Origin of the sequence: Enterobacter sp. MGH120 (assembly GCF_001037725.1) — a bacterium.
GTDB lineage: Bacteria > Pseudomonadota > Gammaproteobacteria > Enterobacterales > Enterobacteriaceae > Enterobacter > Enterobacter hormaechei_C.
In genome coordinates this window covers 1,197,054-1,218,305 of sequence record NZ_KQ089940.1, presented here as the reverse complement: position 1 = coordinate 1,218,305, position 21,252 = coordinate 1,197,054, and the positions used below count along the sequence as shown (strand labels likewise).

The 21,252-nt window shown below is 57.9% G+C and carries 26 protein-coding genes; 14 read left to right on the top strand and 12 right to left on the bottom strand.

Annotated features, from left to right (window positions below):
• The first annotated feature begins 32 nt into the window (after nt 1-32).
• The 4 genes from rsmE to ruvX all read left to right on the top strand — a co-directional run bounded on the left by rsmE (nt 33) and on the right by ruvX (nt 2,794).
• On the top strand, nt 33-764 hold the full coding sequence (gene rsmE / locus SK54_RS05795) for a 16S rRNA (uracil(1498)-N(3))-methyltransferase (protein ID WP_017692692.1): 732 nt from the start codon (nt 33-35) through the stop codon (nt 762-764).
• A gap of 31 nt (nt 765-795) precedes the next feature.
• The gene (gshB, locus tag SK54_RS05790; RefSeq protein WP_015571835.1) at nt 796-1,743 is read left to right on the top strand and encodes a glutathione synthase; all 948 of its coding nucleotides are present in this window, start codon (nt 796-798) and stop codon (nt 1,741-1,743) included.
• A 74-nt stretch (nt 1,744-1,817) separates the two neighbouring features.
• Nucleotides 1,818-2,378, top strand: coding sequence for a YqgE/AlgH family protein (locus SK54_RS05785; RefSeq protein WP_006811924.1), 561 nt, complete (start codon nt 1,818-1,820; stop codon nt 2,376-2,378).
• The gene (ruvX, locus tag SK54_RS05780) at nt 2,378-2,794 is read left to right on the top strand and encodes a Holliday junction resolvase RuvX (protein ID WP_006811925.1); all 417 of its coding nucleotides are present in this window, start codon (nt 2,378-2,380) and stop codon (nt 2,792-2,794) included. Before SK54_RS05785 ends, ruvX begins: the two co-directional genes overlap by 1 nt.
• A gap of 9 nt (nt 2,795-2,803) precedes the next feature.
• Here the strand turns inward: ruvX and SK54_RS05775 are convergent, their stop codons facing one another.
• Nucleotides 2,804-3,784, bottom strand: a complete 981-nt coding sequence (locus SK54_RS05775) for a type IV pilus twitching motility protein PilT (RefSeq protein WP_015571836.1) — start codon at nt 3,782-3,784, stop codon at nt 2,804-2,806.
• 17 nt (nt 3,785-3,801) lie between these two features.
• Between SK54_RS05775 and SK54_RS05770 the strand changes: the two genes are divergently transcribed.
• Genes SK54_RS05770 through SK54_RS05745 form a run of 6 tightly spaced genes read left to right on the top strand, consistent with a single transcriptional unit; the run spans nt 3,802 to nt 7,517 of the window.
• Complete coding sequence (locus SK54_RS05770) at nt 3,802-4,503, top strand: YggS family pyridoxal phosphate-dependent enzyme (protein WP_015571837.1); 702 nt, start codon at nt 3,802-3,804, stop codon at nt 4,501-4,503.
• Between the two features lie 21 nt (nt 4,504-4,524).
• The gene (locus SK54_RS05765; RefSeq protein WP_015571838.1) at nt 4,525-5,091 is read left to right on the top strand and encodes a YggT family protein; all 567 of its coding nucleotides are present in this window, start codon (nt 4,525-4,527) and stop codon (nt 5,089-5,091) included.
• A complete protein-coding gene (gene yggU / locus SK54_RS05760; RefSeq protein WP_003860023.1) occupies nt 5,088-5,384 on the top strand; it encodes a DUF167 family protein YggU in 297 nt (98 codons plus the stop codon). The genes SK54_RS05765 and yggU overlap by 4 nt, the downstream gene beginning before the upstream one ends.
• A gap of 3 nt (nt 5,385-5,387) precedes the next feature.
• Nucleotides 5,388-5,981 (top strand): XTP/dITP diphosphatase, encoded by a 594-nt coding sequence (locus SK54_RS05755; RefSeq protein WP_015571839.1) that lies wholly within the window; start codon nt 5,388-5,390, stop codon nt 5,979-5,981.
• A complete protein-coding gene (hemW, locus tag SK54_RS05750; protein ID WP_045141926.1) occupies nt 5,974-7,122 on the top strand; it encodes a radical SAM family heme chaperone HemW in 1,149 nt (382 codons plus the stop codon). The genes SK54_RS05755 and hemW overlap by 8 nt, the downstream gene beginning before the upstream one ends.
• 56 nt (nt 7,123-7,178) lie before the next feature.
• Nucleotides 7,179-7,517, top strand: a complete 339-nt coding sequence (locus SK54_RS05745) for an endonuclease domain-containing protein (RefSeq protein WP_015571841.1) — start codon at nt 7,179-7,181, stop codon at nt 7,515-7,517.
• 83 nt (nt 7,518-7,600) lie between these two features.
• On the opposite strand, the gene SK54_RS05740 is transcribed toward SK54_RS05745, so the two are convergent.
• The 3 genes from SK54_RS05740 to trmB are packed head-to-tail and all read right to left on the bottom strand — an operon-like array spanning nt 7,601 to nt 9,419.
• Nucleotides 7,601-8,317 carry a YggN family protein gene (locus SK54_RS05740; RefSeq protein ID WP_015571842.1) on the bottom strand — a complete coding sequence of 239 codons (717 nt, stop codon included), beginning with the start codon at nt 8,315-8,317 and terminating at the stop codon, nt 7,601-7,603.
• Between the two features lie 56 nt (nt 8,318-8,373).
• Nucleotides 8,374-8,700, bottom strand: coding sequence for a YggL family protein (locus tag SK54_RS05735; protein WP_003862421.1), 327 nt, complete (start codon nt 8,698-8,700; stop codon nt 8,374-8,376).
• The gene (gene trmB / locus SK54_RS05730; protein ID WP_015571843.1) at nt 8,700-9,419 is read right to left on the bottom strand and encodes a tRNA (guanosine(46)-N7)-methyltransferase TrmB; all 720 of its coding nucleotides are present in this window, start codon (nt 9,417-9,419) and stop codon (nt 8,700-8,702) included. The genes SK54_RS05735 and trmB overlap by 1 nt, the downstream gene beginning before the upstream one ends.
• A gap of 144 nt (nt 9,420-9,563) precedes the next feature.
• On the opposite strand from trmB, the gene mutY reads away from it, so the two are divergent.
• The 4 genes from mutY to SK54_RS05710 all read left to right on the top strand — a co-directional run bounded on the left by mutY (nt 9,564) and on the right by SK54_RS05710 (nt 13,644).
• Nucleotides 9,564-10,616 carry an A/G-specific adenine glycosylase gene (gene mutY / locus SK54_RS05725; RefSeq protein WP_169805287.1) on the top strand — a complete coding sequence of 351 codons (1,053 nt, stop codon included), beginning with the start codon at nt 9,564-9,566 and terminating at the stop codon, nt 10,614-10,616.
• A 26-nt stretch (nt 10,617-10,642) separates the two neighbouring features.
• Entirely contained in the window at nt 10,643-10,915 is a 273-nt protein-coding gene (locus tag SK54_RS05720; protein WP_003862425.1) for an oxidative damage protection protein, read from the top strand.
• A 124-nt stretch (nt 10,916-11,039) separates the two neighbouring features.
• Nucleotides 11,040-12,116 (top strand): membrane-bound lytic murein transglycosylase MltC, encoded by a 1,077-nt coding sequence (gene mltC, locus SK54_RS05715; protein ID WP_017382930.1) that lies wholly within the window; start codon nt 11,040-11,042, stop codon nt 12,114-12,116.
• 271 nt (nt 12,117-12,387) lie between these two features.
• The gene (locus SK54_RS05710; RefSeq protein WP_015571846.1) at nt 12,388-13,644 is read left to right on the top strand and encodes a nucleoside permease; all 1,257 of its coding nucleotides are present in this window, start codon (nt 12,388-12,390) and stop codon (nt 13,642-13,644) included.
• 79 nt (nt 13,645-13,723) lie between these two features.
• Here SK54_RS05710 and citG read toward each other — a convergent pair whose 3' ends face one another.
• Genes citG through SK54_RS05670 form a run of 8 tightly spaced genes read right to left on the bottom strand, consistent with a single transcriptional unit; the run spans nt 13,724 to nt 21,035 of the window.
• Entirely contained in the window at nt 13,724-14,527 is an 804-nt protein-coding gene (gene citG / locus SK54_RS05705) for a triphosphoribosyl-dephospho-CoA synthase CitG (RefSeq protein WP_015571847.1), read from the bottom strand.
• Nucleotides 14,505-15,044 carry a citrate lyase holo-[acyl-carrier protein] synthase gene (gene citX / locus SK54_RS05700; RefSeq protein ID WP_022651835.1) on the bottom strand — a complete coding sequence of 180 codons (540 nt, stop codon included), beginning with the start codon at nt 15,042-15,044 and terminating at the stop codon, nt 14,505-14,507. Before citX ends, citG begins: the two co-directional genes overlap by 23 nt.
• Nucleotides 15,041-16,564 carry a citrate lyase subunit alpha gene (citF, locus tag SK54_RS05695; protein WP_015571848.1) on the bottom strand — a complete coding sequence of 508 codons (1,524 nt, stop codon included), beginning with the start codon at nt 16,562-16,564 and terminating at the stop codon, nt 15,041-15,043. Before citF ends, citX begins: the two co-directional genes overlap by 4 nt.
• Nucleotides 16,565-16,574: 10 nt before the next feature.
• Nucleotides 16,575-17,450, bottom strand: coding sequence for a citrate (pro-3S)-lyase subunit beta (citE, locus tag SK54_RS05690; RefSeq protein WP_015571849.1), 876 nt, complete (start codon nt 17,448-17,450; stop codon nt 16,575-16,577).
• Complete coding sequence (gene citD / locus SK54_RS05685; protein WP_017382935.1) at nt 17,447-17,740, bottom strand: citrate lyase acyl carrier protein; 294 nt, start codon at nt 17,738-17,740, stop codon at nt 17,447-17,449. Before citD ends, citE begins: the two co-directional genes overlap by 4 nt.
• A gap of 16 nt (nt 17,741-17,756) precedes the next feature.
• Nucleotides 17,757-18,779 (bottom strand): [citrate (pro-3S)-lyase] ligase, encoded by a 1,023-nt coding sequence (citC, locus tag SK54_RS05680; RefSeq protein ID WP_048246887.1) that lies wholly within the window; start codon nt 18,777-18,779, stop codon nt 17,757-17,759.
• A 13-nt stretch (nt 18,780-18,792) separates the two neighbouring features.
• Nucleotides 18,793-19,656: a fumarylacetoacetate hydrolase family protein gene (locus tag SK54_RS05675; protein WP_015571851.1), complete on the bottom strand. Its 864-nt coding sequence runs from the start codon at nt 19,654-19,656 to the stop codon at nt 18,793-18,795.
• A 17-nt stretch (nt 19,657-19,673) separates the two neighbouring features.
• Nucleotides 19,674-21,035 (bottom strand): 2-hydroxycarboxylate transporter family protein, encoded by a 1,362-nt coding sequence (locus SK54_RS05670; RefSeq protein ID WP_015571852.1) that lies wholly within the window; start codon nt 21,033-21,035, stop codon nt 19,674-19,676.
• Nucleotides 21,036-21,252: the final 217 nt, after the last annotated feature.

Below are 21,252 nucleotides of genomic sequence, written 5' to 3'. Positions count from 1 at the left end.
CTTATATCGCATGACACATGGAATTTCTGACTATGCGCATCCCTCGCATCTATCACCCTGAACTGATTACCCCAGGCGGCGAAATCGCCCTGTCTGATGATGCCGCAAACCATGTAGGCCGCGTGCTGCGCATGGGTGCAGGCCAGGCGATTCAGCTCTTTGACGGCTCTAATCAGGTTTTCGACGCTGAAATTACGCGCGCCGATAAAAAAAGCGTGCACGTGAAGGTGCTGCGTGGCGAGGTGGATGACCGGGAATCCCCGCTGCACATTCACCTGGGCCAGGTGATGTCGCGTGGGGAAAAGATGGAGTTCACCATTCAGAAATCCATTGAACTGGGTGTAAGCCTCATTACGCCACTTTTTTCTGAGCGCTGCGGCGTTAAACTGGATGCGGAACGTCTGAACAAAAAGATCCAGCAGTGGCAAAAAATTGCCATTGCGGCCTGCGAACAGAGCGGCCGCAACCGTATCCCGGAGATCCGCCCGGCGATGGATCTGGAGGACTGGTGTGCAGAAGAGGAGAGCGGGCTTAAGCTCAATCTTCATCCGCGCGCCAGCGCCAGCATCAATACGCTGCCGCTGCCCGTTGAGCGTGTACGCCTGCTGATTGGCCCGGAAGGCGGCCTGTCGGCTGACGAAATTGCCATGACGGCGCGTTACCAGTTTACTGATATTCTGTTGGGACCTCGCGTTCTGCGCACTGAGACAACGGCACTCACCGCCATTACCGCGCTACAGGTGCGATTTGGCGATCTGGGTTGAAGCAAAGCCTGACCCATAACCGGAGAAGAAGATGATTAAGCTCGGCATCGTGATGGACCCCATCGCAAACATTAACATCAAGAAAGACTCCAGCTTCGCTATGCTGCTGGAAGCGCAGCGTCGCGGCTATGAACTCCACTATATGGAGATGAACGATCTTTACCTGATCAACGGTGAAGCCCGCGCACGCACCCGCATCGTTAACGTCGAGCAGAACTACGAAAAATGGTACGAATTCGGTACCGAGCAGGATATTGCCCTGGCCGACCTTAACGTGATCCTGATGCGTAAAGATCCGCCGTTCGACACCGAATACATTTACGCCACCTATATCCTTGAGCGTGCCGAAGAGAAAGGAACGCTGATCGTCAACAAGCCGCAGAGCCTGCGCGACTGCAACGAGAAGCTCTATACCGCATGGTTCTCTGACCTGACGCCGGAAACGCTCGTCACCCGCAGCAAAACGCAGCTGAAAGAATTCTGGCAGAAGCACGGCGACATCATCATGAAGCCGCTGGACGGCATGGGCGGCGCGTCGATCTTCCGCGTGAAAGAGGGCGATCCGAACATTGGCGTGATTGCCGAAACGCTGACCGAGCTGGGAACCCGCTACTGCATGGCGCAGAACTATCTGCCAGCCATTAAAGACGGCGACAAGCGTGTGCTGGTCGTAGACGGCGAGCCGGTGCCTTACTGCCTGGCGCGTATCCCGCAGGGAGGGGAAACCCGTGGCAACCTGGCGGCTGGCGGCCGTGGCGAACCGCGTCCGTTAAGCGAAAGCGACTGGGAAATTGCCCGCCGCGTCGGCCCTACGCTGAAAGCCAAAGGCCTGATCTTCGTCGGCCTCGATATCATCGGCGATCGTCTGACCGAAGTGAACGTCACCAGCCCGACCTGCATTCGTGAAATCGAAGCGGAATTCCCGATCTCGATCACCGGAATGCTGATGGACGCTATCGAAAAACGTTTACAGAAATAACCTGTGACAGCGCCTGTGTTTATCCCCATACTGGGCGCTGTCGCTTTTTAAACCAGGAAACAGTACCTCTGACAATGAATTTACAGCATCACTTTCTTATTGCCATGCCTGCTCTCCAGGATCCGATTTTCCGCCGCTCCGTGGTCTATATTTGCGAATACAACGAAGACGGCGCGATGGGGATTATCATCAATAAGCCGCTGGAAAACCTCCAGGTGGAAGGCATTCTGGACAAGCTGAAAATCCCTGCTGAAGCGCGGCTGCCGGAAATCCGTCTCGATAAACCGGTGATGCTCGGTGGCCCGCTTGCAGAAGATCGTGGCTTTATCCTGCATACCCCGCCGGTTTTCTCGTCCAGCATTCGTATCTCCGATAACACCGTCGTCACCACCTCTCGCGACGTGCTTGAAACGCTGGGCACTGCCAGTCAGCCTTCTGAGGTGCTGGTTGCGCTCGGCTACGCCTCCTGGGAAAAAGGGCAGCTGGAACAAGAAATTCTGGACAACGCCTGGCTGACAGCCCCTGCGGATATGAATATCCTGTTTAAAACCCCTATCGCCGATCGCTGGCGTGACGCGGCAAAACTGATTGGCATTGATATTCTGACCATGCCTGGCGTTGCGGGGCACGCGTAATGAGCGGCACCCTTCTCGCCTTCGACTTCGGCACCAAAAGCATCGGCGTCGCTGTGGGTCAACGAATCACCGGCACCGCTCGCCCGCTCACGGCGCTGAAAGCTAACGACGGCACGCCGGACTGGAACCTTATTGAGCGCTTGCTCAAAGAGTGGCAGCCGGACGACGTGATTGTCGGCCTGCCGCTAAACATGGACGGCACCGAGCAACCGCTTACCGCCCGCGCGCGCAAGTTCGCGAACAAAATCCATGGCCGCTTTGGCGTCTCCGTTAAGCTGCACGATGAACGTTTGAGCACCGTCGAGGCACGCGCTGGCCTGTTCGAGCACGGTGGCTTCCGGGCGCTGAACAAAGGCAGCGTGGATTCAGCTTCAGCCGTCATTATCCTCGAAAGCTATTTCGAACAGGGTTACTGAGCGCCGGGGCTACAGCCGCCCCTGCGCCCGTCGCTCCGCCAGACTCTGCTCAAAGTTCTGCATTCCCGCCTGCTGCCCCGTTTGAATAATGCCCGGCAGTTGCCAGGTTTTGCCTTCGCGGATCAGGTTTGCCGCCGCCGAGGTATTCACCAGTAGCTCATACAGCGCCACGCGCCCGCCCTGGACATCCTGACGTAGCTTCTGCGCCAGGACCGCACGCAGGCTTCCCGCCAGCTGATTACGCACCGGATCTTTCTCCTGAGCCGGAAAGGTGTCGACCAGGCGCTCGATCGCCTGCGCCGCACCGCGCGTGTGCAGCGTGGCCAACACCAGATGGCCGGTTTCCGCCGCCGTCAGCGCCAGGCGTATCGTCTCGCTGTCGCGCAGCTCACCAAGCAGAATCACATCCGGATCTTCACGCAGCGCGCTGCGCAGCGCCTCGGCAAAGGACGGGCTGTGCTGGCCTATCTCCCGCTGCTGGATCAGGCAACGTTCGCTCTGGAACATAAACTCCACCGGATCTTCCAGGGTCAGAATATGCCCGTCCGTCTGGTGATTGAGGAAATCGACCATCGCGGCCAGGGTGGTCGATTTTCCGCTGCCGGTGGCGCCGGTGACCAGAATCAGGCCATTGTCATTGGACAGCAGCTCCGGGATCGCTCGCGGTACACCTAGCGCAGAGAGCTGCGGGCACGTCAGCGGCAACAGCCGCAGCGCAATCGAAACGCCGTGCATATGCTTAAACGCACTGCCGCGCAGCCGCTGACGGCCTGCGAGGGTAACGGCAAAATCCACCTGCCCGTTTGCCCACCATGCGCCCTGCTGTTCGTCGTTGAGCCACGCTTTTAATAACGCCTCCACATCCGGGGGCGGAAACGGCGCAGGTTCAAGACGGCCTGACCTGCGCCAGCGCGGTGGCGAATCACTGCACAGGTGTAGATCGGAGACGTTATGCTTTACACTAAGGGCCACAATTTCTTCCACATCCATAGACTACTCCTCGGAAAATGAACGACATTGCGCATAACCTGGCACAGGTCCGGGACAAAATCTCAGCCGCGGCAACGCGTTGCGGCCGTGCTCCAGAAGAAATTACGTTGCTTGCAGTCAGCAAAACTAAGCCTGCGAGCGCCATCGCAGAAGCGATAGCCGCCGGTCATCGTGCCTTTGGCGAAAACTATGTGCAGGAAGGCGTGGATAAAATTCGCGCTTTCCGGGAACGGGGAAATACAGACCTGCAATGGCACTTTATCGGTCCGCTACAGTCGAACAAAAGCCGTCTGGTAGCAGAGCACTTTGACTGGTGCCACACGATCGATCGTCTGCGCATCGCTACCCGTCTGAGCGACCAGCGCCCGGCGGAGATGCCAGCGCTTAACGTACTGATTCAAATCAACATCAGCGATGAAAACAGCAAGTCCGGCATTACGCTGGGCGAACTGGATGCGCTGGCGGCGGACGTGGCGGCGCTGCCGCGCTTAACCCTGCGCGGGCTGATGGCTATCCCGGCGCCAGAGTCAAGTTATGAAAGGCAGTTTGCCGTGGCACAGCAAATGGCTGTAGCATTTGAGGCGCTTAAGGCGCGCTATGACACGGTAGACACGCTTTCTCTGGGCATGTCGGACGATATGGAAGCCGCCATCGCGGCAGGCAGCACCATGGTGCGCATCGGCACGGCAATTTTCGGTGCGCGCGATTACCCCCAATAATAAGGAAACCTGAGGAACGCCATGAAGACGTTGACTTTCCTGCTTTCAACGGTCATTGAACTGTATACGATGGCGCTGCTGTTGCGCGTCTGGATGCAGTGGGCCCGTTGTGATTTTTACAATCCATTCTCACAATTTATCGTGAAAATCACGCAGCCCGTTGTGGGGCCGCTTCGCCGCGTCATTCCGGCAATGGGGCCAATTGACAGTTCATCTCTGCTGATGGCGTTTATTCTGAGCGTTATCAAAGCGATCGTGCTGTTTATGGTCATCACTTTCCAGCCGATTATCTGGATTTCAGCCGTTCTGATCCTGGTTAAAACCGTCGGCTCGCTGATCTTCTGGGTCCTGCTGGTGATGGCGATCATGAGCTGGGTAAGCCGGGGCCGTAGCCCGGTGGAGTACGCGTTGATTCAGCTGACTGAACCGTTGCTGCGCCCGATTCGTAGCCTGCTGCCTGCAATGGGCGGAATCGACTTCTCCCCGATGCTTCTCGTTCTGCTGCTGTACGTGCTGAATATGGGTATCGCGGAACTGTTACAGGCGACGGGTAATATGCTGCTGCCGGGGCTGTGGATGGCGTTATGAGTGCAGTTAGCCCCTGCGCCGACGGGCTGGTTTTACGGCTGTACATTCAGCCGAAAGCCAGCCGCGACAGTATTGTTGGGCTGCATGGCGACGAGCTAAAAGTCGCCATCACTGCCCCGCCGGTTGACGGCCAGGCGAATGCGCATCTGACCAAATATCTGGCTAAACAGTTTCGCGTCGCTAAAAGCCAGGTCATCATTGAGAAAGGTGAACTTGGCCGGCATAAACAGGTAAAAATCCTTAACCCGCAATCTATCCCGACGGAAGTCGCGGCTCTGACAGAACAGGACTAAACCATGCAGAAAGTTGTTCTCGCCACCGGTAACGCCGGTAAAGTGCGCGAGCTGGCCTCGCTATTAAATGATTTTGGGCTGGACGTGGTGGCTCAGACCGAGCTGGGCGTGGACTCCGCCGAAGAGACCGGCCTGACGTTTATCGAAAACGCCATTCTGAAAGCGCGCCATGCGGCGCAGATCACCGGACTGCCCGCGATAGCCGATGACTCCGGTCTGGCCGTGGATTTTCTGGGCGGTGCGCCGGGGATTTACTCCGCCCGCTATTCCGGGGTGGACGCCACCGACCAGCAGAATCTGGAAAAGCTGCTTGTGGCCCTGAAAGACGTCCCTGACGAACAGCGTACCGCGCAGTTCCACTGCGTGCTGGTCTACATGCGTCACGCGGAAGATCCCACGCCGATTGTCTGTCACGGCAGCTGGCCGGGCGTGATCACCCGTGAAGCGGCGGGCAACGGCGGCTTTGGTTACGACCCGATTTTCTTTGTCCCGACCGAGGGAAAAACCGCTGCGGAACTCACCCGCGAAGAGAAAAGCGCGATCTCCCACCGTGGACGCGCCCTGAAACTGTTACTGGAAGCACTGCGTAATGGCTAATTTGCCGCCTCTGAGTCTTTATATTCACATCCCATGGTGCGTGCAGAAATGCCCGTACTGCGATTTCAACTCGCACGCGCTGAAGGGCGAAGTGCCGCACGATGATTACGTCGCGCATCTGCTGGCCGATCTGGATGCTGATGTATCGTACGCACAGGGACGTGAAGTGAAGACCATTTTTATTGGTGGCGGTACACCGAGCCTTCTTTCAGGCCCGGCGATGCAGACGCTGCTGGATGGAGTGCGCGCACGCCTGAACCTGGCAGTGGATGCTGAAATTACGATGGAAGCCAACCCCGGTACCGTTGAGGCCGATCGTTTTGTCGAGTATCAACGCGCGGGCGTGAACCGTATCTCTATCGGCGTGCAGAGCTTTAGCGAGCCAAAGCTGAAGCGTCTGGGGCGTATCCACGGTCCGGAAGAGGCAAAGCGCGCGGCAAACCTGGCAACAGGGCTTGGGCTGCGCAGCTTTAACCTCGACCTGATGCACGGCCTGCCGGATCAGTCTCTCGAAGAAGCGCTGGACGACCTGCGTCAGGCGATTGAACTGAATCCGCCGCATCTGTCGTGGTATCAGCTGACCATTGAGCCGAACACCCTGTTTGGTTCCCGTCCTCCGGTGCTGCCGGACGACGACGCGCTGTGGGATATCTTCGAGCAGGGCCACCAGCTTTTGACCGCGGCGGGGTATCAGCAATACGAAACGTCGGCGTATGCGAAGCCGGGCTATCAGTGTCAGCACAATCTGAACTACTGGCGTTTTGGTGATTATCTGGGAATTGGCTGCGGCGCACATGGCAAAGTGACCTTCCCGGACGGACGCATTCTGCGTACCGCTAAAACCCGTCATCCGCGCGGGTATATGGAAGGCCGCTACCTGGAGCGTCAGCACGACGTCGAGGCGGCGGATAAACCGTTTGAGTTCTTTATGAACCGCTTCCGTCTGCTGGAAGCCGCACCGCGCGCGGAGTTTGCGCTCTACACCGGGCTGCCGGAGTCGGTGATTCGTCCGCAGATTGACGAGGCGCTGGCGCAGGGGTATCTGACCGAGTGTGATGAGTCCTGGCAGATCACCGAGCACGGCAAGCTGTTCTTAAACTCCCTTCTTGAGCTGTTCCTCGCTGAAAATCCTGAAGGCTGATTCAGGATTTTACATCCCGTTCTGCTGGCTGAGGGAAAGGCTGGCAGAGTGTGGGGATGGAAAAATCAAAACAACTCTGCAAACAAATGACACCCGAAGAATTACGCCTCTGGTATTTGCTCAGAGGTCGTCGTTTCTTCGGGTATAAGTTTCGTCGTCAGATGCCGGTTGGGCCGTATATCGTGGATTTTGCCTGCTTTAAGGCGAAGCTGATTATTGAGCTGGACGGTGGGCAGCATCAGAACAAAGAGAAGTATGATTCTCACCGTACCGAGTTTTTGAATGCGAACGGCTGGGAAGTCGTACGGTTCTGGAATAATGAATTCAGGACTAATGAGGAGCAGGTGCTGATGGCTATTTTGCAACGATTGCAATGCCTGATGCCCTCACCCTAACCCTCTCCCACAGGGAGAGGGAACTGGTTACTCCCTCTCCCTGTGGGAGAGGGCCGGGGTGAGGGGTCCTGCGCGCAGAGGCGTTACTTCAGCGTCCCCACCAGCGCCTTCCGGCTGTCTTCCAGCGACACCACGCGTTTACACACGTCTTTGCCGAACTGCTGGAAATCGGCTTCCTGATTCTTCCACTCGTTCTGAATCGAGGTTTGCAGTCCGCCCAGGCTACCCAGTACACCCTGCAACGGATTACCGCCACCCTTCAGCACCGCTTTGGCGCCCATCTCGTTGATGCTGTCCTGGAGAATGCCGCCCATCGCCTGGTTCACCAGCTGCTGACCGTCGGCACGCACCTGATCGATCGCCTTATAATGGAACGTCAGGCCATCAGAGCGCGTCTCGATAATACGGTTCATCTGCTCTTTCAGCTGTTTATCCAGCTTCGTCAGGCGGGTGCGCATATTGCTGCTCTCCCCCACCTCTTTGGTGATGATTTTATCCAGCGCCACGCGGCTCTTTTCAACGCGGGTCAGCGCGCCATCGTTGATCCAGGGCAGCGCGGTACGCAACTCGGCCTGGTAGTCCATCGCCTGCTCGCGCTGGGCGGCCGTCAGGTTTTGCGGTTTGCCGTTAAAGGTCACGTTGCCATCCGGCGTAATCACCAGATTGCCATTCTCGCCCTTAACCTGCACGGTTTGCGGACTCAGCACCACGTCATCACGCGGGGTGACGCTACATTTATACTCCGCATGGGCGGTGGTTCCGATTGCCAGTAAAGCAACAGCCAGCAACGTTTTGCGCATCTTTAACACTCCCTCAGACAAAATGGGCCAGCTAATGCTGGCCCGTTCTTGCTTTATTAGTCCCACCAAACGTCGAAAAGTTCGCTAACGCGGACATCTTCCAGTTTGTGGTCTTCAAGCCATTTGCGTACCAGCGCCTGATGCTCTTCGGTGCATTTCCCCACTTCCTGGGTGCAAATCAGACCTTCCCACGCCAGATAGCCGCTACCGTCGAAGGCCAGCTTGTTTGGCTCGATCACCTCGTTGATGAACGCATCAACGTCCTGATCGATCTGCTCAACGCTGGTGCCTTCCGGGAAACGCCAGGCAACGGAGAAACCCACTTCCTGGAATTCTTCGATGTGCATCTTTTTACGCAGACGACGGCTACGATTCTTTGCCATTATTTCACCCTCTCGAACATTAAGTCCCATACGCCGTGACCAAGACGATGGCCACGCTGTTCAAATTTTGTCACCGGACGTGAATCCGGACGCGGTACGTAGTCGTTGCTTTCAGACTGATTTTTATACCCGTCCAGGGACGACATCACTTCCAGCATATGTTCCGCATAAGGTTCCCAGTCGGTTGCCATGTGGAAAACGCCGCCCAACTTGAGCTTACTTTTCACCAGCTCGGCAAACGGCGCCTGAACGATACGGCGTTTATTATGACGCGCTTTGTGCCATGGGTCAGGGAAAAAGAGCTGAACCATGTTCAAAGAATTGTCAGGAATCATTTTGTGCAGCACTTCCACCGCGTCGTGACACATGACGCGCAGGTTCTCAACGCCCTCTTCGTGGGCCGTTGCCAGGCACGCACCGACGCCCGGCGAGTGTACTTCGATACCGAGGAAGTTCTGCTCCGGGCGCGCTTTTGCCATGGTCACCAGCGAGGTGCCCATGCCAAAACCAATCTCCAGCGTCACTGGCGCGTCGCGGCCAAACAGGTCGGTGAAGTCGAGCGGTTGCTCGCTGAACTCAACGCCCATCACCGGCCAGTAGTTGTCCAGCGCGTGTTGCTGCCCTTTTGTCAGGCGCCCCTGACGGCGGACAAAGCTGCGAATACGGCGCAGCGGGCGACCGTTTTCATCAAATTCCGGTGAAATGACGTCGTTTTTCATAAAAGAGTTGTCTGCTTGTGAGAATGTTCGGGAAACGGGCATTATCCAAAGTTAAGGCTTCTATGCAAGCATGGGAAAGATCCGGTTTACAGCAGATTGACGCTGTGCTGCAATCTGCGTCCCTGATTAAGCGAATCGATGACCATGCAAGCCTCTCAATTTTCAGCCCAGGTGCTGGACTGGTACGACAAATACGGGCGTAAAACCCTGCCCTGGCAAATTGAAAAAACGCCTTACAAAGTATGGCTCTCCGAGGTGATGTTGCAACAAACGCAGGTCGCGACGGTCATTCCTTACTTCGAGCGTTTTATGGCGCGCTTCCCGACAATCACCGATCTGGCCAACGCGCCGCTGGACGAGGTACTGCACCTGTGGACAGGCCTCGGCTATTACGCCCGCGCGCGCAACCTGCACAAAGCCGCACAGCAGGTCGCCACCCGCCACAACGGTAAATTTCCGGAGACCTTTGACGAGGTGGCGGATTTGCCCGGCGTCGGGCGTTCAACCGCAGGCGCAATCCTCTCCCTCTCTTTAGGCAAACATTTCCCTATTCTCGACGGCAACGTCAAGCGCGTGCTCGCACGCTGCTACGCCATAGATGGATGGCCGGGCAAGAAAGAGGTTGAGAAACGCCTGTGGGAGATCAGTGAAGCGGTCACTCCGGCGAAAGGGGTGGCGCGTTTTAACCAGGCGATGATGGATCTGGGCGCGATGGTCTGCACCCGTTCAAAACCGAAGTGCGAACTTTGCCCGGTAAACAACCTCTGCATGGCCTATGCGAACCACACCTGGGCGCAGTATCCGGGGAAAAAACCGAAGCAGACGCTGCCTGAACGCACCGGGTACATGCTGCTGATGCAGCATGGCGACGAGGTGTTTCTCGCTCAGCGCCCGCCGAGTGGCCTGTGGGGTGGTCTATACTGCTTCCCACAGTTTGAGGATGAAGCCTCACTTCGGGCATGGCTTGAACAGCGCGGCATTGCGGCCGATACCCTGACGCAACTCAACGCGTTCCGTCATACCTTCAGCCATTTCCATCTGGATATTGTGCCGATGTGGCTTCCCGTGTCCTCATTCACGTCGTGCATGGATGAAGGCAACGCTCTCTGGTATAACTTAGCGCAACCGCCATCAGTCGGGCTGGCGGCTCCCGTGGAGCGCCTGTTACAGCAATTACGTGTCGGTGCAATGGTTTAGCATCGGCAAGACAAAGAGGAATGAGTATGGCCAGAACCATTTTTTGTACTTTCCTACAGCGCGACGCTGAAGGCCAGGATTTCCAGCTCTACCCGGGCGACCTGGGTAAGCGCATTTACAACGAGATCTCCAAAGAAGCCTGGGGACAGTGGCAGAAGAAGCAGACCATGCTGATCAACGAGAAAAAGCTCAGCATGATGAACCCGGAACACCGCAAACTGCTGGAGCAGGAGATGGTGAACTTCCTGTTCGAGGGTAAAGACGTCCATATCGAAGGCTATACGCCACCGGAAAAATAATACTCTGCGGCTGCTGCCCGGCGGCGCTGCGCTTGCACGGGCCTACGGTTTTGTAGGCCGGGTAAGCGCAGCGCCACCCGGCAACAGCAACCCCAAAGCAAACACAACACGCACTCCCGGAATGATGAAAAAACTTTTAGCGCTAGCCCTTGTTGCGCCGTTGCTTGTGTCTTGTTCTTCCAAAAAAGGCGATGAATACAACGAAGCCTGGGTAAAGGACACCAACGGTTTTGACATTTTGATGGGGCAGTTTGCCCACAACATCGAGAACATATGGGGATTTAACGAAGTTCTTATTGCCGGACCGAAGGACTACGTTAAGTACACTGACGCCTATCAGACCCGTAGCCACATCAACTTCGATGACGGTACGATTACGGTTGAAACCATCGCAGGGACTGAACCTGCGGCGCATTTACGTCAGGCCATCATCAAAACCCTGCTGATGGGCGACGATCCGGGGTCTATCGACCTCTACTCTGATGCCGATGACATCACCATCTCCAAAGAGCCGTTTCTGTATGGCCAGGTCGTTGACCAGACCGGTCAGCCGATCCGCTGGGAAGGCCGCGCCACGAAATTTGCCGACTACCTGCTGCAAACGCGCCTGAAAAGCCGCACCAACGGCCTGAAAGTGATCTACAGCGTCACGATCAACCTGGTGCCGAACCACCTCGACAAGCGTGCGCATAAGTATCTGGGCATGGTGCGTCAGGCGTCGCGTAAGTATGGCGTGGATGAGTCGCTGATCCTGGCGATTATGCAGACCGAGTCCTCGTTCAACCCCTACGCGGTAAGCCGTTCCGACGCGCTGGGGCTGATGCAGGTTGTACAGCACAGCGCCGGTAAAGACGTGTTCCGCGCACAGGGGAAATCCGGCACGCCGAGCCGCAGCTACCTGTTCGATCCGCAAAGCAACATTGATACCGGTACGGCCTACCTGGCGATGCTGAACAATGTCTACCTGGGCGGGATTGATAACCCAACCTCACGCCGCTATGCGGTGATCACCGCCTATAACGGCGGGGCGGGCAGCGTGCTGCGCGTCTTCTCAAATGACAAAGTGCAGGCCGCGAACATCATCAACAGCATGGCGCCGGGGGATGTCTACTCAACCCTCACCACCCGCCACCCGTCTGCGGAATCACGCCGCTATCTGTATAAGGTGAATACGGCGCAGAAGAACTACCGTCGCCGCTAGTCAACACACCTTCTCCTGCAATGAGAAGGTGTTCTGCTTCCCCTCTCCCTGTGGGAGAGGGCCAGGGTGAGGGCATCAGACCGCACCCATCTCATCCCACCCATACGAAAATGCTATTTGCATCACAATCCAGACTGCAAATTAATGTGGATTGCATTTTTTTGCGGGAGGTAACAAAACATATCGTTGCCAACTGATAGAATTGCATCAAATAACAACCCTGAATGTTCCCAAAACAACATATCTCCCGCTCACTTGTGAGGAAAGTAACATGAACCTTAAGCTGCAGCTTAAAATCTTGTCGTTTCTGCAGTTCTGCCTGTGGGGTAGCTGGCTGACTACACTCGGCTCCTATATGTTTGTGACGCTCAAGTTCGATGGTGCGTCGATCGGTGCCGTTTACAGCTCGCTGGGTATTGCGGCTGTCTTCATGCCAACGCTGCTCGGTATCGTGGCGGATAAATGGCTAAGCGCGAAATGGCTGTATATGCTTTGCCACCTGGTGGGTGCGGGGACGCTGTTTATGGCGGCCGAAGTGACCACGCCGGGGGCGATGTTCATGGTGATCCTGCTTAACTCGCTGGCCTATATGCCAACGCTTGGCCTGATCAACACCATCTCCTACTATCGCCTGAAATCTGCCGGTCTGGATATCGTCACCGACTTCCCGCCAATCCGTATCTGGGGCACCATCGGCTTTATCATGGCGATGTGGGGCGTGAGCTTCGCGGGCTTCGAGCTGAGCCATATGCAGCTCTACATCGGCGCGGCGCTCTCCGTACTGCTGGCGCTGTTCACCCTGACACTGCCCACCATTCCGGTATCTAATCAGCAGAAAAACCAGAGCTGGAGCACCATGCTTGGCCTGGACGCCTTCGCACTGTTTAAAAACAAGCGCATGGCGATCTTCTTTATCTTCTCCATGCTGCTGGGCGCGGAACTGCAAATCACCAACATGTTCGGTAATACCTTCCTGCACAGCTTCGATAACGATCCGCTGTTTGCCGGGAGCTTTATCGTCGAACACGCGTCGGTGATGATGTCCATCTCGCAGATCTCCGAGACGCTGTTCATCCTGACCATCCCGTTCTTCCTGAGCCGCTACGGTATCAAGAACGTCATGCTGATCAGTATCGCCGCCTGGATGTTGCGCTTCGGTCTGTTCGCCTATGGCGACCCGAGCGCGTTCGGCACCGTGCTGCTGGTTCTGTCGATGATTGTTTACGGCTGTGCCTTCGACTTCTTCAACATCTCCGGCTCGGTGTTTGTGGAAAAAGAGGTGAAGCCTGAAATCCGCGCCAGTGCGCAGGGCATGTTCCTGATGATGACCAACGGCTTCGGCTGTATTCTGGGCGGCGTGGTGAGCGGCAAAGTGGTTGAGATGTATACCACTAACGGCATCACCAACTGGCAACCAGTGTGGCTGATCTTCGCCGGGTACTCGCTGGTGCTGTTCTTCGCGTTCATCGCGCTGTTCAAGTACAAGCACGTGCGCGAGCCGCACGGTGCGCAGCCGATCGCGCATTGATTGTTGTGCCCGGTGGCGCTGCGCTTACCGGGCCTGGAAAACCAGACCGTAGGCCGGGTAAGGCGTAGCCGCCACCCGGCTATTTTATTCCAGAAAGCACCCACCCCACCGACAGCAAATCCGCGCTGCCGCCCGGGCTCAGGTTGCGTTCAATCAATGCCTTATCCATCTTCAGCAACGCCTCGCAGTCCCAGCCGTTAGCCAGCAGTTCCCGCGCGTAGCCCTGAACGTAGCGCAGCCCCTCAATGCCGCCGCGCGAAACGAGATTGCTGTCCTGATTTACCGCCATCAGGCGCAACAGCAGGCCGTGAAGCGACTGACCGTTCCACGCATCCAAAGCCTTACGCACCGTGGCAAAGCCGCTCTCCGCCTCGCCACGCGCGCCGGTTAAACCGTACAGCTGAAACTGCCGCTCCCCCGCCGTTGCCTGCCCGCTGCGCCTGGCCAGCTCCCGCGCCACCAGCCCACGACAGATGTTACTTACCTCACAACAGAGGCTATCCGCAGAGATATTTTTCACACGCCCGGCGGCGAAGCAGAGCAAACCGAGGGCAAAAATACCGCCCTTGTGGGTATTTACCCCGCCCGTGGCGGCGTACATTGCCTGCTCGCAGGCCATTCCCATTGGGCGGAGAATCCGCAACTGCCGATCGGCAGGTTTGGCCGCATGTGCTTCCCCCAGTTCCGCAAACCGGGCAAACCACGGCGTAATCGCCATAATGCTGCGGACAAACAAGGCATGGTCCATATCGCGATGGGAGCCGTTATTGAGCCTGTCCACCAGCCCCGGTTTTGGCGTCAGCTCCAGCTCCTGCCACAGCGCCTCTGCGGCAAGCGCAGGGAGATCAACCGGGCGCGGTTCAGTCGCGAGCAAACCAGTCATCGATCATCTTCTCCACGCGGGAAACCACCTGCTCAGCGGGGTGATTGCGCGAACGGGAACAGGCATGAGCGGGCTCGTCACAGATAAGGCAGCGTCTGAGATTCGCCCCCAGCGACTGACGCCCGACGTGGCCGTTTTCAGGGCAGATCACATCCAGATCCCACAGCCTGCCGAGTGGGTGCGTCTGCTCCAGTTCTGCACAGTGCGCCTTAATTTCCGCCGCCGGATGCGCGATGCACCACAAGGCTTCAGGTCCGGTGGGTAGCCACAGCACCTTACGGTCCAGCACCTGCCAGCGGTTTTCCCACAGCAGCTGGTCGCACATTTGCAGCGCCACGCCCATGGTGTTGCGATAGCGAAGGCTGTCTTTGATTTCCCCGGGCGTAACCAGCGTGAGGGAGATCACCGGTTGTTGATAGTGCGCAAGCATGTCAGCCTGGCGCGCTGCGCGGCGCTCTTTCGCCGCCAGCAGTTCGTCCAGGCTGACACCCGTCCGCACGGGTGTCGCAATCGTCACACTTCCTCCTTTACCTGTCGCACGGTGTCGATCACGCTGCCGTCGCGGTAGCGGATCACCCCGACGATTTTGTCGGTGAACTCAATCGGTTTCGGTACGCCTGTCAACGAAATCGCTCGTTCATACAGCGCGTTGATATCTACAACCTTCAGCCCTGCTTCCATGAGTCGTTCGCGGATCTCCGGGCGCGCCGGGTTGACCGCAATACCGTGGTCGGTGACCAGCACGTCAATGCTCTCCCCCGGCGTGAGGCGGGTGGTAACGCGCTTCACGACGGTCGGGATGCGGCTTCGCAGCAGCGGCGCGACCACAATGGTCAGGTTGGCTGCCGCCGCCACGTCGCAGTGTCCGCCGGATGCGCCGCGCATCACGCCATCGGAGCCGGTGATGACATTGACGTTAAAGTCGACGTCGATTTCCAGGGCGCTGAGGATCACCACGTCGAGCTGGTCGCAGCTTGCCGCCTTGCTGCCGGGGTTGGCGTAGACGTTGGTGGAGATCTCCACGTGGTTCGGGTTGCGCGCCAGCGAGGCCGCTGCCTGGCCGTCAAAGCACTGGGTGTCGAGCAGCGTTTCGATGAGTCCCTTCTCGTGCAGATCCACCAGGCTGCCGGTGATGCCGCCAAGGGCGAAGCGCGCCTTCACGCCGCTGCGCTCCATCTTCTCTTCCATAAAACGGGTGCAGGCGGTGGCCGCTGCGCCGGAACCGGTCTGCATCGAGAAGCCTGGTTTGAAATAGCCAGAGTGTTCAATCACGTCCGCCGCATAGCGGGCGATCATCAGCTCGCGCGGGTTGCTGGTGACGCGCGCCGCGCCGACGCTGATTTTCGCCGGGTCGCCCACGCTCTCCACCTGCACGATGTAGTCCACCTGGTCCTGCACCAGGCTGGCGGGCATATTGGGGAATGGCACCAGTTCTTCCGTCAGCAGCACCACCTTACGGGCAAAGTGCGCGTCCACCATGGCGTAGCCCAGCGAACCGCAGCACGATTTGCCGTGCGTCCCGTTGGCGTTGCCAAACTCATCGCTGCACGGCACGCCGAGAAACGCCACGTCGATATTCAGCTCGCCGTCCTGGAGCAGCTTCACGCGCCCGCCGTGGGAGTGAATTTGTACCGGCTCGTCCATTAGCCCGTGGGAGATGGCATCCGCCAGCCTGCCGCGCATGCCGGAGGTGTAAATCCGGGTGATGACGCCACTCTCGATATGCTCGATCAGCGCGTCATTGCAGGTCATCAGCGAGCTGGAAGCCAGGGTCAGATTTTTGAAGCCCATCCGCGCCAGCAGCGCCACGACGGTGTTGATCACCCGGTCGCCTTCGCGAAAGGCATGGTGGAAGGAGATGGTCATCCCGTCCTGCAAGCCGCTGCGCTTAACCGCCTCTTCAATTGAGGCGCAGAGCTTGCGGCTGTGCTTCGCCTCGCTGTCCGCCAGCCACGGCGTCGCGCTGTGGGCGGTATCAAAGGGTTTCAGATCCCGCAGATGGGGGAAATTTACATGGAGAAGTTCTGTCTGATTCATTATGTCATCCTTACCGACGCACGCCAGAGGCCGCCGCGCGCTCCAGCACCACCTGCGCGTGGTTAATAATCGGTGCATCCACCATTTTGCCGTTGAGCGACACCACGCCCAGGCCGTTACGCTCGCCCTCTTCTGCCGCCTCAATCACCCTTTTGGCGTGATCCACCTCTTCCTGAGTCGGGGCGTAGGCGTTGTGCAGCAGGTCTATCTGGCGCGGGTTAATCAGCGATTTGCCGTTGAAGCCCATCTTGCGGATCAGGTCGACCTCGCGCAGGAACCCGGCTTCGTCGTTAACGTCGGACCACACCACGTCGAAGGCGTCGATACCGGCGGCGCGTGCGGCGTGCAGCACGGCGCAGCGGGCATAGAACAGCTCGGTGCCGTCGCCGCGCTCGGTCTGCATGTCCATCACGTAGTCAAAGGCGGCCAGCGCGATGCCGATCAGGCGCGGGGAGCTGCGGGCAATCGCCACGGCGTTGATGACGCCAATGGCCGATTCAATCGCCGCCATCACGCGGGTGGAACCCACATCACGCCCGCACTCCTTCTCGATACGCTCGAGGTGGCCTTCCAGCTCGTAAATATCGTCCGGGGTGTCGGTTTTCGGCAGGCGAATCACGTCCACGCCCGCGCGCACGGCGGCCTCCAGATCCAGCAGGCCAAACGGCGTGCTCAGCGGGTTAATGCGCACCACGGTTTCGATATCCTGATACATTGGGTGCTGCAACGCGTGGAACACCAGCATGCGTGCGGTGTCTTTCTCGCGCAGGGCCACGGCGTCCTCAAGGTCAAACATGATGGAGTCGGGGCGGTAGATAAAGGCGGTAGAGAGCATGGCGGCATTGGCGCCTGGCAGGAACAGCATACTGCGGCGGAGTTTGCTCATTTCAGCGCCCCCCAGTTGATGGCCTGTTCATCGGCGGCACGCAGAAGCGCGCTTTGCAGGCGAGCGCGGATCACACAGTCCAGCGCCCCTTTGTCTTCAATAATGATTAATCCCTGGTGCACGTTCATGGCGCGCAATGTGTCGTTGACCACCTGGCGTATTTGCTCGCCAAACTGCTTAATCACTTCACTGTGGATGACAATCTCCAGCTCACCGTGAGCGGGGGCGATTTTCACCATCAGGTCGCTGGACTCCTGCGTTCCGGCCAGCGCCTCCCTTACAATATTCATGATAAATTCCTGATAGTTATGCGACTTCCGCACTCGCACGATAATGTGCTTCGAGGTGCGCGAAGGTGGAGTCCGGGACAATCTCCCGGATCCGGGAAAACTGCTGTGTCTTGAGTAAACGGCGCACTTCCGAGGCCGAAATGGCGTTGCCGGTGGCCTTGATGCGCGGCATCTCCACCACCTCAATATGCGAGGCCAGAAGGTCGTGCAGCGTCTGGTTGTACTGGCGGGTGATGTCGCAGAACGGCTCCGAGCCGATGAAGCGGTGCGTGATGCCCAGCGCCGGGGCGATATAGTCCCGGAAGATCAGCACGTCGATCTCGCTCCACGCCTGCTGCACTTTGCCAGTCTCCTTCAGGAAGTAGGCCGGAAACGTGGCGCGGGAGATGATGTACTGCGAGCCTTCATGCACCACCACGTTCGGCAGATGCGCCACGCCCGCACGCACCATCTCAAGGCGCGCGCTGAACGGGAAGAACGAGGCGTCTTCACGCACCACAAACAGATGCAGGGCATCGCACTGCGCCGCTGCCTGCTCCACCAGATGACGATGGCCGAGGGTGAAGGGATTGGCGTTCATCACGATCGCGCCCGTTTTTTCCCCACACCGGCGCTTAGCGCGCAGGGATCGGCAGTAGCGCGCGATCCCCTGCGGAGTGTTCTCCATTAGCACCGCGTTGTTCCCGCTCTGGGCAATCGGCCAGAAACCGCTGCGGCCAAAGCGCTCCTTATTGCACGGACGGGTGCAGAGGAAGAGGTGAAAATGGCCGCGCTCCAGCGCCGCGTTTTCCACCTCTGCAAGCAGACGCGCGCTGAGGTTTTCCCCACGAAGATGCTCGTTGACCGCCACGCATTTGATGACGTTGGCAGCCAGCCCGGCGCAACCCACCAGCTGCGCGCCGGACCAGGCTTCGACAAACAGCGTGATGTCGTTGTCCAGGCCAAGGCCGCTGTCTGCCAGCAGGTAGCGGATCTGGCTTAAGCGTTCCGGGTGTTTCGCCACAACGGTGTGCCGAAAATCAATGGGTTGCGATTGCATGCTGCCGCCTTACTCAGTGCGCTGCCGCGAGCCCGACGGCTGGCGCTTCCACGATCACGTTGCTCAGATGACCGATATGCTCGATCTCCACCTCAATGCGATCCCCCTCCTTCATAAACAGCGGCGGGTTGCGCTTTTTACCCACGCCACCAGGCGAGCCGGTGATGATCACGTCGCCCGGGCTGAGACGGGTGAAGGTGCTGATATACTCGATCAGTTCCGCCACCTTGTGGATCATGCTGCTGGTGTTGTCCTCCTGCACCATGCGGCCGTTCAGCCAAGTGCGGATCGCCAGGCTGTGCGGGTCCGGGATCTCATCCGCCGTCGCCATCCACGGGCCGAACGCCCCGGTCTGGCGCCAGTTTTTCCCGGCGGTGAACCAGGTGTGCTGCCAGTCGCGGGCGGAGCCGTCCATGTAACAGCTGTAGCCCGCCACGTGGCGCAGGGCGTCGTCGCGGCTGATGTTCTCCCCGCCTTTGCCGATGATCACCGCCAGCTCGCCTTCGTAGTCGAACTCGCTGGAGTGGCGCGGCTTCAGCACCGGCTCGTTGTGGCCGGTCTGTGAATCCGGGAAGCGGACAAACAGCGTCGGGGCCGGGTTGTGCTGGTCAAACTCCTTGCGCTTGTCGGCATAGTTCATGCCCACGCAGAGGATTTTTTCCGGCTGGACAATCACCGGTAAGAAGGTGATTGCGTTCAGCGGTACATCCACCGCGTCGTTCAGAAAACGGGTGGCCTGCGCCAGCCCGTTCCCCTGCAACAGCGCTTTAAGGTCGCCATAGCGGTCGCCCAGGCGGCGGCCCAAATCAATCACGCCTTCGGCCTGTACGATGCCGTAGCTGCGTTTTCCCTGGTATAAAAAGCTTGCGAGTTTCATTGTTCTTTCCTGAAAACTTAAACGAGGAAGTTGCCCAGAATCAGCAGTGAGACAGAGACGTTAATCGCGCCGCCGATACGGGTAGCAATCTGGGCGAATGGCATCAGGCTCATGCGGTTGCCTGCGGTCAGGATCGCCACGTCACCGGTGCCGCCCTGCCCGCTCTGACAGCAGGAGACGATGGCGACATCAATCGGGTGCATACCAATCTTTTTGCCAACGAAGAATCCGGTCGCCACCAGCGCGGAAACGGTGCTGACAATCACCAGCAGGTTGCTGACGGTGAACGCCGCCACCAGTTCATGCCATGGGGTGATCGCCACGCCGACAGCGAAGAGGATTGGGTAGGTCACGGAGGTCTGGAAGAATTTGTACACCACCTGGGAACCCTCCAGCAGACGCGGAGAGGCGCCGTTGCAGAGCTTCACCAGCACCGCCATAAACAACATGCCCACCGGCGCTGGCAGACCAATCAGCTTGTGACCGAGCATGCCCAGCATGTACAGCAGCACCGCCAGCAGCGCGCCCGAGGCGATTGTCGTCACGTCCGCTTTGCCGGAGAACGCAGGTTGGGAAACAGTGGCATCAGCGTTGGCGCGATTCGGCATCAGCTGGCCTTCACCGGTCAGGTGCGGGTAGCGTTTACCGAGCTGGTTGAGGCAGCCGGAGATAATGATCGCCGTCAGGCCGCCGAGCATCACCATCGGCAGCACGCGGCCGAGCGCCACGCCCTGATCCATATGCAGCAGGGTGGCATAGCCGATAGAGAGCGGGATCGCCCCTTCCCCGACGCCGCCCGCCATGATCGGCAGAATGATAAAGAAGAAGATCTGGAACGGCTCGAGGCCCAGCGCCAGCCCAACACCCATGCCGACAATCATGCCGACGATTTCACCGCACAGCATCGGGAAGAAGATGCGCAGGAAGCCCTGGATCAGCACGGTGCGGTTCATACTCATGATGCTGCCGACGATAATGCAGCAGATATAGAGGTAGAGAATATTGGTGGATTTATAGAATTTGGTCGTGGATTCAACCACCACGTCCGGCAGCAGGCCGTAATAGACCAGCGCGGAAGGGATAAAGGTGGCGCAAATTGCCGCCGCACCGAGCTTGCCGACAATCGGCAGGCGTTTGCCGAATTCACCGCAGGCAAAGCCGAAGAAGGCCAGCGTGGCCACCATGACCACAATGTCGCTCGGCAGTTTTCCGCCCAGGCAATCAATCGCAATCAGCGCGCCCGCCAGAACGAACAGCGGCAGAGGAATAATGCCGATTTTCCAGGTATCCATAATATGCCACCAGCGCTCTTTGAGCGATGGCCGCTGAATATCAATCGGGTCGTGGGTAACAGAGAATGAATCGTCAGTTGTGCTCATAATAAGCCCCTTAGTTATTTTGTGCGTTCAGCTTAGAGTCACAAAGGCTTACTTTATGTGAGGGAAGGCATATTAAAAGCGAAGTTTTAATGGCCGCTATGGTTTTAATGGTTTCTTTTATTTAATGTGATTTATGCCTTATTTATTACCGTGGTTTTTATGGTTTCTTTTCTTAACTGAACAAAGAAATAACATTTATTCATTTAACCTTAAGAGG